Genomic DNA, 18500 nt, shown 5'->3' on the forward strand with positions numbered 1-18500 from the left:
AGTAGTATTTAGCTACTTATCATTCCAAATAGGAATGCGTCATGGATAAATTTGATTGTTTGAAAGTCTTTTCTCGTGTAGCTCAGTTAGGTTCATTTACTGCCGCGGCTAACGAACTCAATACCACTCAGAGTGCGGTGAGCAAGAAGATCGCTTGGCTTGAGAATGAAGTCGGTATCACCTTGTTTCATCGTCATGCTCGCGCTATCAGCTTAACTTCTGGTGGAAAACAATATCTCGAGCTGGCGCAGACACTCACAGAACAAATGGATTCCTTCGAGTCGCAGCTTAGACGAGAGCAAGCGTCGGTCTCTGGCGAGCTCAAGCTTTCAGTGCCGAGTGCGTTTAGCGTTCGCTTGTTATCTGCGCCACTGAATGAGTTTCTCAACCAACATCCGGAGCTCAGTGTTGATGTGTCGGTTTCAGACAAGTTTGTCGATTTAGTTGAAGGCAATGTTGATATCGCGATTCGTGCCGCCTACCTAAAAGACTCGGGTTTAAAAGCGCGTTGGTTGATGGATAACGAATTGGTTTACTTCGCGTCTCCCAGTTACCTCGACAAGAACAAATCTATTCATACCGCTAACGATTTGAGCAAACATCTTTGTTTAACCTACTCACTCTCTAATCCATCTAACTTGTGGCGTTTCAGCGATGGTGATGAAGCAATTAAAGTCAAAGTGAAAGAACAGGTTCGAAGTGATAGTCCTGAGATGTTGGTGCAAATGGCGAAGCTTGGGCAAGGCATCGCTGCAATGCCAAAATGGATGGTAGAACAAGAGCTTAACAATGGTGAGTTAATTCAAGTATTAACGCAATATCAATCAGTTAAGCTACCAATGTACATGGTTTACAAAGATAGTGAGTACCAACCTCAGCGCATTCGCACTTTTATTGATTTCTTGGTTAAGCACTTTTCTCAGGGCTAAAAAAAGCTCCATCAAAAATGATGGAGCTAACTAGCAGATAGCCTTAGTGGGATTATCCCCAAGTGACTTCAATATGCAGTATTCAGAGCTTGGTCACTGACTCGAGTTCGAGGAAAACATCGCAGCGTAATAGTGATCTATTTCCAAGGTGTTTGACAAAGAAATCGCTTCAGTGACAAGCTCCCGAAGGGCGAGTTGATTTGGTTTGCATACTTTGTTAACGATTTTTGATTTAGCACCACTAGAACTTCAAATCGTTGCCTCGTCTGAAAACCAAATCATTCTCGCTGAACCATGCATATCGAGGTTACTTGGGGATATGTACTTAAGGGATTCTTTTCGCCTGCAACAGTGCTGCGGCATTGAGCATCGCGTCTTTAGTGCTGACATCCAGCACCTTCATTTTTCTAAATCGCTCCGGCTCTTTGATGGCTACATCGTGAGCGAAGATAACAAACCTCGCCTTGGCGATATCTTTGTCAGTGATTCGGTTAATGATGCCGTTCGCCCCTTGTGTTTCAACCTTGATCTTAATGCCTAACGCACAGGCGGCTTTCTCTAATGACTTCGCCGCTAAGAAGGTATGCGCCACACCTGATGGACAAGATGTCACGGCAAGAATGTCTGCCTCACCCTCACCTTGCACAGACGTATAAGCTTGAGATTGACCAACCGGACTGTCGTCTTCTGTTACCGTCTTCTTAAGCGCAATGACAATCAATGCTGTGGTAAACGAGCCTGCGATTGTGCCAACTATGTAGCCAATCTTGCCGTCCACAACTGGCAGCACAATCCAGCCGCCCCACGGTGCATGGTTAATGACATGGAACATAAACCCAATCACGTTACCGACGATACCACCAGCAACAATCGCAGGCAGTACGCGAGCTGGGTCACCGGCAGCAAACGGAATCGCCCCTTCACTGATGCCAATCATGCCCATGATGCCCGCGGCTTTACCCGCCTCACGTTCATCACGTTTAAATTTACTTGGCGATAGGAAAGTCGCTAACGCCATGCCCAGAGGCGGAGTACAGATCGCAATACCGACACCACCCATTAGCCACGGCTGAGTATTCACTTGAGTCTGAGCAAACAAAGTCGCCACTTTGTTGATAGGGCCACCCATGTCAAACGCAGTCATTGCGCCTAGTACGGTGCCCAACATCACTTTGCCAGAGCCCGCCATACCTGTGAGCACATCGTTCATGGTCGTCATTGCGCTGGCGATAGGTGAACCAATCACCCACATCACTGCGCCACAGGTGACAAACGTACCAACTAGGGGGTAGATAAAGATCGAGCCAAGCGAACTCATGCTGTCCGGCAACTGAATCTTCTTTAGTAACCAAACCACAAAGCCGGCGAAAAAACCGACCACAATCGCGCCCAAGAAGCCGGTGTTGTAGTGACTAACCGCAATCCATGAGCCAATCATACCCGGAGCCAGACCCGGCTTATCCGCAATCGAATAGGCAATGTAACCACCCAATACCGCGGTAAACAGCGTCAAGCCTGCTATCCCCATCTCAGCGATATCTGCCAGAATCCCCTCTTCCGGAACACCTCCATGACCTGAAATCATCACAGACAGAGACAGCAATACGCCGCCCGCGACAATAAACGGAATCATATGAGAGGTGCCAAACAGTAAGTGTTCTTTCATTCTGCCGAGCTTTTGCGCCCAAGGGCTGAGTGGCTCAGATGCAAACTCTAAAGGATCGATACCAGAGTCATTCGTGTTCGATTGAATATCAGTAAGTAGCTCGCGCGCTTCCTCCACCGACTCCGCCGCTTTTAACTTGTTAACGAAACCATCTTCAATGATTTTGGTGGAAATTTGTGCCAAGACTTCGATGTGGTGATGGTCATCCCCATCCGGAGAAGCCAGCATAAAAAATACGTCAGACAGTTCGCCGTCATCGGCACCGTAATCAATCCCTTTTCGGCTGATGCCCACTGCGACTGCGGGTTTAGCGACCGCATTACTTTTGGCGTGAGGAATGGCAATACCCTCGTCAAAGCCGGTATTGCCAATCTCTTCTCGTTTCCAAATGTCCGCCAAGAACTGACTTTTGCTAGTGAGCTTGCCCGCCGCGTCCAACAATTCGACGAGCTCTTTGAGCGCTTCATCTTTGGTTTGAGCCTGCAAATCCAAGCAAATGGTTTCCGGCTCAATAAGGTTTAATATGTCCATTGTTTGTACCTTGCAATGTTCACGCTCGAGAGTCATGAGTTATTTGTTCCATCTATGACTGTGTACAGAGTAACCAACACTCGTCCTTTCCAATACAGGACAAAAAGTGCATTAACTGGATTAATGTAACATGAGATTTAAACTGTGATAGAGCTCTTGCGATTATCTGCTTTAAATCCATCCTTCCGACGGTCACTATGCTAAAATCCACAAAAAAATAAAGTGGATAGAACATGAAGATCGTAGCGGTGACAGCGTGCCCTACAGGCATCGCTCATACTTATATGGCGGCAGATGCACTAATGAAAGCTGCGCCTAAGCATAACGTACAAATTAAGGTTGAGACGCAAGGCGCGATGGGTATTGAGAATCAGCTCACTCCCCACGATATTGCACAAGCGGATCGTGTCTTAATTGTGTCCGATATTGAGATTGAACAACCAGCTCGCTTTGAAGGCACCAACAAAGTCCAAATCCCTATTGAAGACGTGTTACTTAATGTCGATAAAGTGTTCCTTGTACACTGTCGATGATACGCTGTGCTGATGAACGAATACCAGATCACCTTTTTTGTCGACGATATCAATGCCAGTGCTCACGTAGCGCAGCCCCTTAATCGCGTCGCCAAAAAGTTCAAAAGCACATTACACATCATCAACATAACCCAAAATCGCGTTGCTGAGCTCACTAAATCAATCGCGGTTTTACAAGTTGGCTTGCAGCAAGGCGACTTGTGTCAAATCACGGCTATTGGTATTGATGCCGAGCTTGCCTGTTTCGTTATCAAAGATATGATTGCTGAGAACTTTACCGTTGTGGGTTCTCACATCAACTACGAGTTCTCAAGCCAACTTGCTGAGCGTCTTCCGCAAATCTGCCCGCCTTGTGAAATTAAATGGCATTACGCCAAAGCGCACACTGAACTCACCAAATTTGAGTGCCTGAAAGGGCTAGCGCAACTTATTCATCCGATTCACCCAGACGAACTCATTCTCGCCTTTATCAAACGCGAAGAACGATCCTCAACCGCAGTAACACCGGGCATTGCTCTACCACATGTCATGTTCGAAGGTGTGGACCACATCTCTGTTGCGGTTATCGCTAACGAGATTCCGATGGATTGGGCATCAAAAATGGGTGAAGTGCATCTTGCTATCGCATTAGTAATGCCAGCGAAACCGACTCGCGAACACATCATTGCGGCAACCAACTTAACCCGTAACCTGCTGACCGACCAAATGGCTGAGCGTTTACTGCTAACAAAAAGCAGCGTCGACTTGCAGGCGCTTCTGATGTATGCCATGTCGAGACTGCTTGCTTAGAGTCTGTTCTAGATTGAACCGCGATATTCCGTCGGCGTTCTGCCCGTGCGGTTCTTAAAGACTCGGCAGAAGTAGTTCACATCTTTGAATCCACAGCGCACCGATACCTCATTCAACTTAAAGTTGTATTTCTTGAGCATAAACTTCGCGCGATCTACTCGAACCCACGTAATGTAATCGGCTAACGTCATGTGACCTTGCTGACGGAACAAACGCGACAAATGGTTAGAAGAGATGCTGAACCTCGACGCAATACTGTCGCGCGTGATTGGGCGGTGAAAGTTCTCTTGGATGTAGATACAAATGCCCTGATACAGATCTTGCACTCGGCTGTGCGCCTGCGTCTCAATAGGCGCATCTAACATCGATTTAGCGTATTGCAACAAGGCTTGTAGCAACAGCTCATCCATTGGCTTTTTATTGCACTCACGAGCCAATGAACTCAGCGCTTCCAAGATATTATCAATGGCAAATCCAGAACGAGTTTGAATACTGTGCTTTTGGATATCGTAAAAGCTCGCTTCCCCTTTACGTTTGGATACGAGACTCAAACCCAATTGACGGCGACCGAAGAGAATACTTAATACCGAGCAATCTGTATCCCAGTCAGGTTTATTCCAACAGTTAGGCGGAATAAATATCGCATCACCGGTTTTCGCCACGATATGCGTCACTTTGCGATCATGACTTTCCATTTCATTAATATATTCACCAGACAAGACCAATTCTAATCGAGGGAAGTTAACCTGATAGCTAAATTCAGGTGGTGTATGAAAATCACCAGCAAACCATATATTATGGAATGGTTCTCGCTCGTTTAATACTGATGAAATCAAATCATGAAAAATCATTTTACGTACTCTTAAACACGCATCCATGATGCTATACCTATAGATATACACCCTACTGGATTTTTGTGCTATTGAGCAAAATCACACTTCCACTTTAACGTTACAAAAATCCAGTTAACGCATCAATTATCCAGTCTATAAAATCATCAACAAAGCCTTCAAACCCATATATATTGGAGCAATAACACATTTCACTTATGGTTCATCGACTTCCACATAATGTCACAGATATGCAGTAAGTTTATCCAGCAGACGATCTACATCACACTCTGGTCGGGCGGTTACAATCATCCAGTAAATGCATTTTTTCTTCACTACTGTCTCCGCTTGGTTAATTTCAAAATACCCCTGAAATAAAAATTATATTTATAGGGGTTCGACAATGATCACCAAAATAATAAATGAAGACTTGATTAAGCTTGATCTTCAAGCGACTTCAAAAGAAGACGTATTTAAAGAACTGGTTGCAGTTCTACACGCCCAAGGTCGTATTTCAGACCAAGAGCAATTTCTTGCAGATATAAAAGCACGTGAAGAGTTAGGTAATACCGGATTTGAGGATGGCGTTGCTATCCCACACGCGAAAAGTGCCGCGGTTCTTGAACCAGCGGTTGTGATCGGCGTAAGCAAATCAGGTATCGAATACGGCGCTGAAGACGGTTTGCCTTCAAAACTGTTCTTCATGATCGCTTCTCCAGACGGTGGCGATAACCACCATATCGAAGTTCTTGCAGAGCTGTCTTCAAAACTGATTGAAGATGGTTTCATTGATGCATTCTTAGGTACAGCAAACAGCCAAGACGCACTGGCACTCCTACTTGCTAAAGAAGAGCCGCAAGCAGTGACAGACGCACCAGCAAACCAAGGCTTCATCATTGGTGTTACCGGTTGTCCTGCGGGCGTTGCACACACTTACCTAGCGGCAGAAGCGCTAGAGAAAGGTGCAGCAGCGATGGGTTACGAAATCAAGGTTGAAACGAACGGTTCAATCGGTGTGAAAAACAGCCCAACCGCAGAAGAAATCGAACGTGCAGACGCAATCATCGTGGCATGTGACAAACAAGTCGACATGAACCGCTTTGCGGGCAAACGCGTGGTTAAAACCAACGTAAAAGCCCCTATCCGCGATGCTCAAGGTCTGATTAACGAAGCGTTAAGCGCTCCAGAATACCAAGCAGAAGCAAGCAGCAATGCACAAGCGTCTGTGGCAAACAAAGCCTCTCAGGCTCGCTCTGACCTCTACCGCTACTTGATGAATGGCGTATCACACATGATCCCATTCGTTGTAACAGGTGGTCTGTTGATTGCACTTGCTCTTGCAGTCGGTGGTCAGCCAAGTGAAGCGGGTATGGCAATTCCTGAAGGCAGCATGTGGAACCAAATCCTCAACGTAGGTGTGGTTGCCTTTACGCTGATGATCCCAATCCTAGCGGGTTACATTGCTTACGCGATTGCTGACCGTCCCGCTCTGGCTCCTGGCTTGATCGGTGGTTGGATTGCAAACAACGGTTCTTTCTACGGCGCAGACGCTGGTACAGGCTTTATCGGTGCCATCATCGCTGGTCTGCTTGTGGGTTACTTCGTGAAGTGGATTACGTCGATTAACTACCACAAATTCATTCAACCTTTAGTGCCAATCATGATTGCGCCAATCACAGGTTCGTTGTTCATCGCTGGTCTTTTCATCTTCGTTATCGGTGCACCTATCGCAAGTCTAATGGACGGTCTGACTGCGCTACTAACAAGCATGAGTACAGGTAACGTCGTTCTACTAGGCATCGTACTTGGTGGTATGGCTGGCTTCGATATGGGTGGTCCATTCAACAAGGTCGCATTCCTATTCTCTGTGGGCATGATTGCGAGCGGTCAAACTCAATTTATGGGTGCGATGGCGTGTGCAATCCCAGTTGCACCTCTCGGCATGGCACTGGCAACGGCGCTTGGTCGTAAGTTCGACCTGTTCGAAGAATCAGAAACCGAAGCGGGCAAAGCAGCTGGTGCAATGGGTCTGGTTGGTATCTCTGAGGGTGCGATTCCGTTCGCAGCGCAAGATCCAATGTCAGTGATTCCTGCAAACGTACTTGGCTCAATGGTAGCGGCAGTAATGGCGTTCTCATTCGGCATTACCAACAGTGTTGCTCACGGCGGTCCAGTTGTGGCTCTACTTGGCGCGATGAACCACCCAGTACTTGCTCTGATTTGTATGGCAGCTGGCGCAGTAGTTACCGCAGTAACGTGTGTAACTCTGAAGAAAGTTCGCAAAGCGAAAATGATGCAAGCAGCCGCTTAATACCCCTACCCCCAAATGGCTCCTATGGCTTGGGCAATGTCGCCCAAGCCATGATTTTCTCTCATGGTGACACTCTATGTCTGATTTAACGATGTCCGATACACAAACGATTCAAACTCAAGCTAAGCATCCGATGTTTTTCCTGATGAACAACGTGATTCAAAACTACGCTTGGGGCAGTACTACTTCTGTTAACCAACTGTTTGGCATTGAAAACCCAACGGGCGAACCACAAGCAGAAGTATGGATGGGCGCGCATCCAAACGGTTGCTCATTGGTGATGGTAAACGGTGAAGAGACCAAACTGTCTTCACTGATTGCTCAAGACATGAATGCCTTTCTGAGTGAAGAAGTCACAAACCGTTTTGGTGAACTTCCATACCTGTTTAAAGTGCTTGCCGCTGAGAAAGCATTGTCGATTCAGGTTCACCCAAACAAACAGCAAGCAGAACTAGGCTTTGCACTGGAAGAAAAACAAGGCATTCCCCTAACCGCTGCAAACCGTAACTACAAAGATCCAAACCACAAACCTGAGTTGGTTTACGCGCTAACCGAATACCAAGCGATGAATGGCTTCCGCCCAACAAGTGAAATCATCAGCTTCTTCTCTGAGCTGGCAATTCCTGAGCTACAAGGCCTAGTGGATGACCTTATCGCAAACCAGACGCCAACAGGCTTGGCGACCTTCTTCTCGGGTCTACTATCACTAGAAGGTGAACAGAAAGAGATGGCGTTGACGGTGCTATTGGCTCAAGCTCGCATCACCGACTTACCTCTGTTCAACCTTATTCTTGAGCTAGAGAAGCAATACCCTGGCGATATTGGTTTGTTTGCACCACTGATGCTTAATGTCATTACCCTACAACCGGGCGATGCCATGTTCTTAGATGCAGAAACGCCACACGCTTACTTGAAAGGTACAGGTCTTGAGATCATGGCGAACTCAGACAACGTACTGCGCGCGGGTCTGACACCAAAATACATGGACGTGAAAGAGCTTGTTGCGTGTACACGCTTCAACGAAAAGCCGTTCGACAGCCTATTGCTTGCACCAACTGAAATCGACGACATGTTGGAATACCCTATTCCCGTGGACGATTTCAAATTCGCCATCGTTAAGCAAGCTCACCAGCGTACTCTTGAAGTTCAAACCGCTGAGATCCTTATGCCTCTGGATACCAAACTTGTGCTGACTCACGCAAACGGCGAAACATGCGAAGTTGAAAAAGGACAATCAGTTTTCATTCCGGCTTACGCAAAACAGGTCACTTTGGATTGTGAAGGTCGCGTCGCACGCGCTTACAGTTAATCGTTATTGTTAATAGTACGCCACTAAAACCAACGCCTCGCCACTCGCGGGGCGTTTTGCTTTTAACCCCAATAAATCAATGGTTAATTAAGCACTATAGTCTTGATCCAAAACAGAAAAATTTCCCTACAAAACCAAGAAACTGTGTAAGACTTATTGAGTAGCCCTGTTGATAAAGGTGGCAAGATGACTCATAGAAACGCTCGCTCTCTTCATGCCATTATCGGCGCACTCGTCGGTGATGCAGCATCTCTCGGATTTCATTGGCTTTACGATCAAGAACTCATCAGGCAGTTTGGTTCTCCGCATCCGGAATTTCATCAACCTAACCGAACTGAATACCATGACAAAGGTTATTTTGCCCACGGTAGTAAGCAGGTTGGTGACCTCACCCACTATGGCGCACAGCTTGTTGCCATGTTAGACGCCTTGGTTCAAACCGGACACTACGACGAAGCGCGTTACATTCGCTCCTTTCGAGAGTGGTTTGATTTTGGCGGTAAATGGCAGGGCTACACGGACAAACCGACTAAGCAAACACTACTCAACATTCATGCATTAGAAGAGAAAGAACTGCGCGTAACTTTGTGCGGGGCTGACGACACGCAAAACCCTGCACTATCTAAGCTTCCGCCGTTGGTGGCTTTTCATTCCGATGATGACAAACTCGCTAAACTGGTCGATTCCGCAGTGCGGGTTACCAATAACAACGACACCGCAGTTATGTATGCCCAAGCTATCGCAGTGATGATTCAGATGGCGTTGCAAGGCGCTGCGCCCAAAGCGTGTGTGATGGCAGCTCAGACGGTTTCTCCAAAGATTGCTAACGATATTCAACGTGCAGAAGCGATGAGCGGCAGAACCGCCACCAGCGTTGCGGAGTCCGTTGGGATGCATTGCGGTTTAGACGCTTCATTTGTGGTGATTTGTCATTTGTTGATGAACTCAGAAAGCTACGAAACCACCATGCGTGAGAACATTTACTGTGGCGGAGATTCAAGTGGACGAGCTATTCCGCTCGGTGCCATTCTTGGGGCAAGTTACTACGACACACCAATGTCGATTCCAAATCACTGGATGGATAAAACCGCACTACCTCGCCGTTTACTGCAGTGTTTATAAAAGAAGGGGATGTTGCGGATTCAGGGCAAAAAAAGAGGCCCATGAGAGCCTCTTGCTATGCGTTACTCGGCGGGTACTGCCACTGAGCGGAACTTGAAAAGCTTCTTAGGAGCTTTGGTTAACAAAATGCCAAACATAAGAGGTAGCATTAAAATAATCGACTGCTCTGAAAGCATTTCTCCATTAATAAACGCGGATAGGAATAACGCGACCAAAGGGAAAATCAGAAAACAAATCGAAGCTTGAAACGGTGTCGAAACCTGACCAAGTTTAAAGTAAGCCACAATACCGCCGACACTTGCCACAAAGCCAAGATAAACCACCGCTAGAACTGAGTCGTAAGTAAACGCCAATACATCAATTTGCTCAAAGACTGCTGATAAAGCAAATAGTAGAAGAGAAGCAATAAAACAAGGTAGTGCATTATAAGTCAGCACCTGAATGTCCTTACAGTATTTTTGAACTAGCACATACATCACTGCATGCATCGCCACCGCGAGAGCTAATGACATCGTACCCAGTAAGTAATCTTCCCCACCCAGTTGCATCTCGTTGCCCAAAATCAGACAAAGACTTACCACTGCCGTCAACAAACCAAACACTTGGTGACGCGCTAAACGCAGCCCTAAAAACAGGCCAGACATTAGCATCACCGCAACCGGCATGTTGGCAAAAATAATCGATGCAAGACCCGATGAGATGTATTGCTCTCCGTAAATCATCAGAGTAAACGGCATCGCAAAGTAGAAAACAGCCACGATAAAAATCCAATGACGTTTACCCTTTGGGAACATCAAAGGTTGTTTGAATGCTTTTGCCATCACAAACAGCAAAGGCGCAGCAAGGAAAAAACGCATACCTGTGGCAAGAACAGGGGGAATAGAGTGCAATGCGACTTCCATTGCGAACCAAGTGGTTCCCCAGATCAAACACACGGACAGAAAGAGTACAGCAGTAAAAGATTTTGAATTCATGACGACGACTTACTTAAAACATTTAATATTCACTGGCTTGTTTCACCAGATTGACGTGCCACATTTTAAAAATTTCCATCTAGAAATGTTTTACCATTTACAAACACTATTTAAATAGATATGGAAATTTATTCTACAAAAACATTAATTAGAGAAAATTTATTCCACAAAAAAGACACATGGCAATGTCATTGTTTTATTTGTGGTTTTAGAAAGCTATAAAGTGTGCGATCCAAGTTGAGCGCAGTAAATCGTTCTAAATGGAGTTTATCCTTCATAAATCACATGTACTAACCACTCCATCACCTTAACGGCGTAGTAGTGTGATGGCTGGCAATATATATTAAACCAATAGCATATATAATTCTTTAGCAATCCTTAACGCTCTGACTGAGCTTCGCCCTAGCCTGAGCCAATGCAGGCTAGGATATTTTTTTAGGGTTCGCACAGACAAGTAAAGCTGTCAGAGAGTCTCAGCAAAGTTAAAAATGCACCTGTCATTAACTGGTGCATAAAGCGAAAGGTTGAATACTGACTAATCTAAAAGACTATAGAGATTCAAAGCCAACACTAGCTTCCGTATAGCCTTTTCTTTCTGAGTTGTAGTCGATAGCAACATTCAAGTGACCTGATAGTTCACCTTCTGCGGCATAAACTGGGCAAGTTGCAACATGCGAAAGGTACGTTGCCTCTGTCGGCTTCATAAAGTAGTAAATTTGCTGCAACTCACACTCACCTACGCTCTTACCAGATGACTGAAGACTTGCTCTTTGCTGATGAAAGTTAGGAGCAGCATCTAAAAGGTAGCTTGGTGTTAGCGTGTAGATATGAGTCTGGTAGATATCGGTAAACTCGTGGCCCGCTTTGTACATTTGGCTGCCCATATCGTAAACGACGTTTAAGTGCCAATAAGCAATTTCGGATTCATCCGTAACTTGCGCATCAGGTTTTGAGTACATACAAGTAATCTGGCTATGTGGGGTTTCCATATCTTGATCAGCCATGTGGCCTCTCTTGATAGACTGGATACCACAACGATGCAGCGTAAAACCAGAAGACGCCATACGATCATGGATTTGATGAGCAGATTCAAACTTTGTATGTACTCCCTCAGGCGTGCTACTGGTGATATCAACTGAGTTGTTGGCATGAGCTTGTAGGCTAATACCAGCGATGAAGACGACTGCAACTTTTATATTTTTCATAGTAATGTTCTATTCTCCTCATTAGATTCGAGAGGGAAACTAACTCACCAAACAAATATGAAACAACTTTAATATAAAAATTTGTGATATTAGATCCATATATCAGGACTAAAATTACCACAAAATCATATAAAACCCTTTTTATTCATATAATTAACAGCAAATCAACTCAGTAAAAGCCTGTTTTATTCTCCCTTCTAGAACGAACGCTTGCCAAATGTGCTTAAACTTTATTTTACTTTCATAGTCTGCTTACAATGAAAGATAACCAACTGAGAGAGCATGTATGGACCTTAACTTGTTAAAAACGTTTGATGCGGTCATGAAGTCAAAAAGCGTCAACGATGCCGCTACCGCGTTAAACATCACTGCGCCCGCCGTGAGTCACGCACTCAACAAGTTAAGAGATCAATACCAAGATCCCCTCTTTGTTCGTCAAGGCAGAGGTATCGTGCCGACGAATTTCGCGATTGAGTTACACGCAGAAATCAAAGAGCCTTTGAGCCTATTGATCAACGGTTCGAAATCTCGTCAAGAATTCACGCCAGAAACCAGCCAACGCACGTTTCGAATCTCTAGCCATAAAGATATCGATTTAATGCTCGTGCCAGCCTTGGCGAAATACAAATCTCAGCATGCGCCATTGGTGTCTATTGAAGCGGATGTGGAACACTTGAACGAACAAGACCGCCAAGACGATTTAAGACGCCGACGCGTGGATGTGATTCTTGCTACCGTGCCTTTGACGGATCATGGTTATCACAATGAATTGCTGTTTGAACAGGAACTTATGGTGACAGTAAGCCAAGATCATCCTCGTATTCAAAACACGCTAACGTACGACGACTTCATGCGTGAGTCTCATGTAACTTGGCGAACGCAGCGGCTCAACACCAACGCTTTAGACTCTTTGATCATCGAAGATACGCTTCCCCCGAGACAAGTGGCTTATTCCACCGGCTCGACCATGACAGCACTACAGTTAGTGTCTCAAACCGATTGGATATGCGTTACCTCGCGTTGGTTCTCTGACAACTTGGCAAGCAAGCTCGGATTGAACGCTTTCCCTTTGCCCTTTGAAGCCAATAAGGTACCTATTTACATGACGTGGCACCAATCACAAAAGAACGACAAAGGGCATGAATGGCTAAGGAATGCTATTAAACAAGCGGTCACTCAATCCATTGAGTAACAGACGAGCAATAGAGGGCAAAACCTGCAGCTTTGCCCTTGATGTCATTAGCCTTCGAATAACCAGTTTTGCCAACTCTGCATTCTCAGAATCACTTTACGTACGATGCTGAACATTTCCCATTTAGGTGAGTACACCGCGACGTGTGCATCTGTGCCGGAGGGCAATGGCATGTCTTTGACTAAGTCTGGATTATCCAATTCCACTTTCACTAAGATTCGGCCACCAGCAGGAATTTGCTCTGGGTACTTCATGTTGCCTGAAGGTGATATCGCGCCTTGAGCAAAAATGTCATTTACTTGTGTCACATGGGCCTTGTAAGCATGGCCGGGAATGGTATTGAAGGTCACTTCTGCCGGATACCCGACTTTCACATATCGTGCTGGTGCTTGTTTAAATGCAGCAAACAGCTGTTTGTCTTCTTTGTGAACGAAGGTCAGGTTGCCTTGAAACGGCACAATACGACTCTTCATACCCGGACGCAGCGCCACTTGCGTGACATACCCATCCGTTGGTGCGGTAACGGTGGTTTTGCTCAGATTAAACTGTGCAACTTCGAGCTCTGATTGGTATTTGCTTTGATTGGCTTTTTGCTCAAGCAATTGGTTCTCAATGTTGTCGATTTTCTCTTGAGAAGAGTAACCTTTGCTGCCCAGCTTTTTGTATCTCGCTAATTCAGATTGGTAAAAATCAATCGCTGATTCCGTGCGTTTGATGTCACTTTGAATACGGTTCACTTTGTCTTTAAATGGCGTGTCGTCAATTTGGTAAAGTGGGTCACCCGCTTTCACTTGCTGGTTTCCTTGCACATACACTTGGGTAACCATGCCTTCTACTTGAGAAGTGATTGGCGTCGTCACGCTATACAAACGCGCCATACGAGAAACCGGTTGATACATCGCCATGTAGAGAAAAATCCAACCAACGATGAACATGCCAATGACCGACGCCGTGGTGAGTGTCCACTTGGTTTTAGGCACACGAAATACTCGAAACACGATAACGCACAGCGCTACGTAACTTAGGATGATGAGTGTTTCCATTATTCTTCCCCTTTCGCTTGCTCAAGTTGATTGATGCGGGCTAACAGCTGCTCGTAATCTTGTTGAGATATCGAAGGCTTAGCACCTAACCAGTTTTTCTTCTCTCCGTCGTACATGGTTGCCCAGATCCAAAGGAACGGCCAAATCACATGAAGGAAGAACAAGCTCACCCATCCCGCAACATGAATCGCATCGGCATGAGGGTGGTTACGTTTTTTTCGCAATTTCGTAAGGAATATCGTGTAGGGCAATCAATCCAAAAATCAGAATCAACAGCACCACAAATAAGATCGCCAGAGAGGCGTAGTCCAGGGTTAAATTCATTGTGGAAGCTCCTAGTTTAAGACGTTCTAGACGTTTAAGACGCACTAAACACTGCTAAAACGTAACTGAGTGATGACTTTCCTTAAGCTTGTCGCTCCGTCGCAATGAAGAAATAGTAGGATGAGGCTTACATCAGGACTATTGATTCCTGTTTAAATGACAGTTTAGTGATATTTAATTGTCCATAAAATCATCAAGTTAGACCTCTATACCCATTCAAGTTCTGAATGGTTTCAGAATAAGCAGAACAGGATCGAATCTCGCTTTCTACAAGCAGAAAAAAAGCGATACCAATATTGATATCGCTTTGGATAAGGTTGCAAGACCAGTAAATATTCCGAAAAAATCGATTGGACCCCTCCATCTCTCTAAACGGGTATTAATAACCCGGCACAAGCAACAAACCTAAAATCACTTTTATTCTTTGACTGTTCAAAATGGAATTGAAATTATGTTATAACATAACACTTATTCAATTGACTGACAGTTATTGCTTAGTGATAAGAGTCACAGAACAAACCCGTGAAGAATTTAAAGTGCCCCAAAGCATACATATAAAAAGAGCAGAGACGAATCTCTGCCCTTTTACCTACGCTTAATAATTAAGCTTGATAGAAAACACTTCTTCCCGACAAATTAGCGCTGTATTAACTTCTGTATGCGTTATTTCTTCGCGTGGAACATCGCTTGCCCACTCTTGTCTTTATTCGACCAGAAATTGATGTTGAACTGAGCATCATCGCTCATCTCAATACGATGCCAGTACTGCGGTGGGCTGGTAGCAAACTGGCCTGCATTAATCACCACCACTACTTCTGCTTCTGTGGCGTGTTCATCAGCAAAGCCGTAGTAAGTCACTTGCCCTTCCATGACACACAACTGTCCAAACACACCCTCAGCGGTATTGTGATGAGTCAGTAGCGCTGGTGGCACATTGTCTTTAGTGAAGAAAGGCGTTGAACGTTGAACAGTCCAGTCTTTAGGAATTCGTAGATGCGACATAATGATACCCTCTCTAATTACAATTCTTTTCGTTTAAATCGGTTAAGCCTGACCGGCTTGAGACAACTCTCGAAGTAATGGAAATGCTTGCGTAACTTGTTCTCCCGTCACGACGAAGCCCATGAGTCGGCTATTTTCATCTTCTGCTTTCGCGGCAATGCCAGTTTGAGAAATCTGCACGATCCAGTTCGTCACCGAACTAAAATCGCCTGCCAATTGAATTGGGTAGCTCGGTGTTTTCACCTTTACCATCATAGGCGGTAGTTTCAGCTCTGCTTCTTGCCCTAGTAGCTGTTTGCCCAAAGCATTGGCACTTAGCACGATCGGTTGGAGATAAGGCATCATTCGACCTTGGATCTCGGCACAATCGCCCAATGCAAATATATTGGCAACTGATGTCTGTAATCGGGCATCTACCTCGATGCCTCTGTTCACGTTCACCCCACAAGCCTTCGCTAACCAAGTGTTAGCACGTAAACCCGCAGCTGAAATCACTACATCGGCTTCGACTTCTTCACCTTTGCTCAAACTCGCCACCAGCGAATCATCTGAGTGATTGATCGCAACAACCCCAGTCTCCAACGCAAGTTGAATACCTTGCTGCTTAAGTTGGTTTTCGAGCGGCAATGCGACGAATTCAGGAATCAGGTTACCGAGCACACGGGCATTTGGCTCAACCACCGTAACCGCTTTACCACCGGTTGCGAGATCCATGGCGATCTCCACGCCGATCAAACCACCACCCATCACTAGAATTCGTTTCGCACGGCTGATTTGCTCTTCTGCTAATTGATATTCTTGTAGCGAGTTTAGCGTTATCACCTCAGGTGCTGCATCACCAGATATTGGCGGCACAAAGGCTTTCGCGCCTGTCGCAAACACCAGTTTGGAGTAAGGATAGGTTTGGCCGTTGACTACCACTTGCTGAGCTTGCACGTCGACATGCTCAATCATGGTATGGGCGAACAGTTCGATGTTGTGTTCCTGTGCGAACGCCTCACCACTTTTGACCACTAAGTCTTGGGCGGTTTGCTTGTTGCTGAATACATGACTCAAATCAGGCTTGTTGTATTCAGCGCCATCATCGGCAGTAAACACTTGCAATGGAATATCTGCGTCCATGCGACGCACAGTTTTCACCAATTGGTAAGCGGCAAAGCCACTGCCAATAATTACAATAGGTGCTTGCATATTCCCTCCTAACCGTTGTATTCAACGAAAACGTCTTTACCTAAATGGCATTCTGGGCACAAGAAGTAATCTGGCACTTCCGACCAAGCTGTACCCGGTTCAACACCTTGGTTAGGCTCGCCTTGAGCTGGGTCGTATACCCAATTACAAACGGTGCAAACCATGCATTGACAATCTGCAGGATGCGCCTCTGTACTAGGGTTGCTAGGAGCAGCATCTACTACCGCTTGTGTTGTCGCTGGCGCAGCGGGTTGTGATTGAACTTGTGGTGCGGACGCAGTAATCGCCGGAGCAAGAACAGGACTAGTCAGGTCATGCTTTGCCCACAATTTTGCGATGTTCTTACCATGTTCGCGGCACTCACGCATCGCTTTACCATCTGGTCGCCATTTGGTTTTCAAACTGACTGCAGTTTCAAAGCCTGCATCAGTTAATCGAGCATGGATACGATCCACCGCGCCACCATTCCACCCGTAGCTACCGAATGCAGCGGCTTTTTTAGCTTTAAAACGTAGACCAGTAATTTCTTCTAGCATGCCAGCGATCTTAGGCATCATGACGTTATTCATAGTGGACGAACCAACCAAGATGCCTTTTGAGCGGAACACATTAGCTAGGATTTCATTTTTGTCATGTTTAGAGACATTGAAGACTTTAACCGCCACGCCAGGGTCAACATCGTGAATGCCCTGCGCAATGGCATCTGCCATCATTCGAGTGTTATTTGACATGGAATCGTAGAAAATCGTAATGCGATCTTCTTGATAATTGTCTGCCCACGCTAAGTATTGCTCGATAATTTGAACGGGATTATCACGCCATACAATACCGTGTGAAGTTGCAATCATGTCGACAGGCAAGTTGAAGCTCAGCACTTCTTTGATTTTGGCTGTTACCAAGCTGCTAAATGGCGTTAGGATATTTGAGTAGTAACGCAAACACTGTTCCATCAACTCATTTTGATCCACTTCATCATTGAATAAGCGTTCATCGCAGTAATGCTGACCAAATGCATCATTACTGAATAACACCGCATCGCCAGTTAGATATGTCATCATGCTGTCTGGCCAATGCAGCATCGGCGCTTCCACGAACACCAATTGCTTACCGTTACCAATATCGATGCTATCGCCCGTTTTTACGGTTTTGAAGTTCCACTCAGGATGGTGGTGATGACCCACAATCGAATCAATCGCCGCTTCTGTACAGTAAATTGGCGTGTTCGGAATCTTCTCCATTAATGCCGACAATGCACCTGAGTGATCTTCTTCTGCATGGTTTACCACGATAAAGTCGATAGTCTTAAGGTCGATTTCCATCTCTAAATTTTGGATGAATTGTTGACTGAATCGATGATCGACCGTATCAATCAATACGGTTTTCTCTTCACGAATTAGATAACTGTTGTAGCTGGTACCTTTTGTCATTTTGTATTCTGTACCGTGGAAGTCTTGAACTTCCCAATCGCGTTGACCTACCCAGTGGATGTTGTTTTTTACGTGAATTGTCATAATTACTACCTTGAATGACGGGATAAACAAAAATAATT

Annotated in this window: 15 protein-coding genes and 1 pseudogene; 7 read left to right on the plus strand and 9 right to left on the minus strand. The window is 45.5% G+C overall.

The window, feature by feature from the left end; genetic code table 11:
* The first annotated feature begins 41 nt into the window (after positions 1–41).
* Entirely contained in the window at positions 42–929 is an 888-nt protein-coding gene (locus tag C1S73_RS26015) for a LysR family transcriptional regulator (RefSeq protein WP_038870417.1), read from the plus strand.
* A 325-nt stretch (positions 930–1254) separates the two neighbouring features.
* Here C1S73_RS26015 and C1S73_RS26025 read toward each other — a convergent pair whose 3' ends face one another.
* Positions 1255–3126, minus strand: a complete 1872-nt coding sequence (locus C1S73_RS26025) for a fructose-specific PTS transporter subunit EIIC (RefSeq protein WP_038870415.1) — start codon at positions 3124–3126, stop codon at positions 1255–1257.
* 233 nt (positions 3127–3359) lie between these two features.
* Between C1S73_RS26025 and C1S73_RS26030 the strand changes: the two genes are divergently transcribed.
* Together C1S73_RS26030 and C1S73_RS26035 are read left to right on the plus strand one after the other, a co-directional pair.
* The gene (locus C1S73_RS26030; RefSeq protein WP_005441202.1) at positions 3360–3659 is read left to right on the plus strand and encodes a PTS fructose transporter subunit IIB; all 300 of its coding nucleotides are present in this window, start codon (positions 3360–3362) and stop codon (positions 3657–3659) included.
* A gap of 12 nt (positions 3660–3671) precedes the next feature.
* A complete protein-coding gene (locus C1S73_RS26035; protein ID WP_017819357.1) occupies positions 3672–4448 on the plus strand; it encodes a PTS sugar transporter subunit IIA in 777 nt (258 codons plus the stop codon).
* An 8-nt stretch (positions 4449–4456) separates the two neighbouring features.
* Here C1S73_RS26035 and C1S73_RS26040 read toward each other — a convergent pair whose 3' ends face one another.
* A complete protein-coding gene (locus tag C1S73_RS26040) occupies positions 4457–5299 on the minus strand; it encodes a helix-turn-helix transcriptional regulator (protein WP_005451367.1) in 843 nt (280 codons plus the stop codon).
* A 382-nt stretch (positions 5300–5681) separates the two neighbouring features.
* On the opposite strand from C1S73_RS26040, the gene C1S73_RS26045 reads away from it, so the two are divergent.
* The 3 genes from C1S73_RS26045 (at position 5682) to C1S73_RS26055 (ending at position 10020) form a co-directional block, all read left to right on the plus strand.
* Positions 5682–7589 carry a PTS fructose transporter subunit IIABC gene (locus C1S73_RS26045; protein ID WP_038870412.1) on the plus strand — a complete coding sequence of 636 codons (1908 nt, stop codon included), beginning with the start codon at positions 5682–5684 and terminating at the stop codon, positions 7587–7589.
* Positions 7590–7665: 76 nt separating this feature from the next.
* Positions 7666–8898, plus strand: coding sequence for a mannose-6-phosphate isomerase, class I (manA, locus tag C1S73_RS26050; RefSeq protein ID WP_038870410.1), 1233 nt, complete (start codon positions 7666–7668; stop codon positions 8896–8898).
* A gap of 186 nt (positions 8899–9084) precedes the next feature.
* Positions 9085–10020 (plus strand): ADP-ribosylglycohydrolase family protein, encoded by a 936-nt coding sequence (locus C1S73_RS26055; protein ID WP_038870408.1) that lies wholly within the window; start codon positions 9085–9087, stop codon positions 10018–10020.
* 62 nt (positions 10021–10082) lie between these two features.
* Here the strand turns inward: C1S73_RS26055 and C1S73_RS26060 are convergent, their stop codons facing one another.
* Together C1S73_RS26060 and C1S73_RS26065 are read right to left on the minus strand one after the other, a co-directional pair.
* On the minus strand, positions 10083–10994 hold the full coding sequence (locus C1S73_RS26060) for a DMT family transporter (protein WP_038870406.1): 912 nt from the start codon (positions 10992–10994) through the stop codon (positions 10083–10085).
* A gap of 548 nt (positions 10995–11542) precedes the next feature.
* Positions 11543–12199 (minus strand): hypothetical protein, encoded by a 657-nt coding sequence (locus C1S73_RS26065; protein WP_038870404.1) that lies wholly within the window; start codon positions 12197–12199, stop codon positions 11543–11545.
* Between the two features lie 286 nt (positions 12200–12485).
* On the opposite strand from C1S73_RS26065, the gene C1S73_RS26070 reads away from it, so the two are divergent.
* On the plus strand, positions 12486–13391 hold the full coding sequence (locus C1S73_RS26070) for a LysR family transcriptional regulator (protein WP_038870402.1): 906 nt from the start codon (positions 12486–12488) through the stop codon (positions 13389–13391).
* A 47-nt stretch (positions 13392–13438) separates the two neighbouring features.
* On the opposite strand, the gene C1S73_RS26075 is transcribed toward C1S73_RS26070, so the two are convergent.
* The 5 genes and pseudogenes from C1S73_RS26075 to norV all read right to left on the minus strand — a co-directional run bounded on the left by C1S73_RS26075 (position 13439) and on the right by norV (position 18462).
* Positions 13439–14434, minus strand: a complete 996-nt coding sequence (locus C1S73_RS26075; RefSeq protein WP_038870400.1) for an HlyD family secretion protein — start codon at positions 14432–14434, stop codon at positions 13439–13441.
* Positions 14434–14758: pseudogene (locus tag C1S73_RS26080) on the minus strand (DUF3302 domain-containing protein). The gene C1S73_RS26075 and the pseudogene C1S73_RS26080 overlap by 1 nt, the downstream one beginning before the upstream one ends.
* Before the next feature lie 663 nt (positions 14759–15421).
* Positions 15422–15760 carry a TehB family protein gene (locus tag C1S73_RS26085; protein WP_038870398.1) on the minus strand — a complete coding sequence of 113 codons (339 nt, stop codon included), beginning with the start codon at positions 15758–15760 and terminating at the stop codon, positions 15422–15424.
* 42 nt (positions 15761–15802) lie between these two features.
* Positions 15803–16951 carry an NADH:flavorubredoxin reductase NorW gene (gene norW, locus C1S73_RS26090; RefSeq protein WP_038870396.1) on the minus strand — a complete coding sequence of 383 codons (1149 nt, stop codon included), beginning with the start codon at positions 16949–16951 and terminating at the stop codon, positions 15803–15805.
* Positions 16952–16959: 8 nt separating this feature from the next.
* Positions 16960–18462 carry an anaerobic nitric oxide reductase flavorubredoxin gene (norV, locus tag C1S73_RS26095; protein ID WP_038870394.1) on the minus strand — a complete coding sequence of 501 codons (1503 nt, stop codon included), beginning with the start codon at positions 18460–18462 and terminating at the stop codon, positions 16960–16962.
* Positions 18463–18500 lie beyond the last annotated feature (38 nt).

Source organism: Vibrio jasicida 090810c (assembly GCF_002887615.1).
Taxonomy (GTDB): Bacteria; Pseudomonadota; Gammaproteobacteria; order Enterobacterales; family Vibrionaceae; genus Vibrio; species Vibrio jasicida.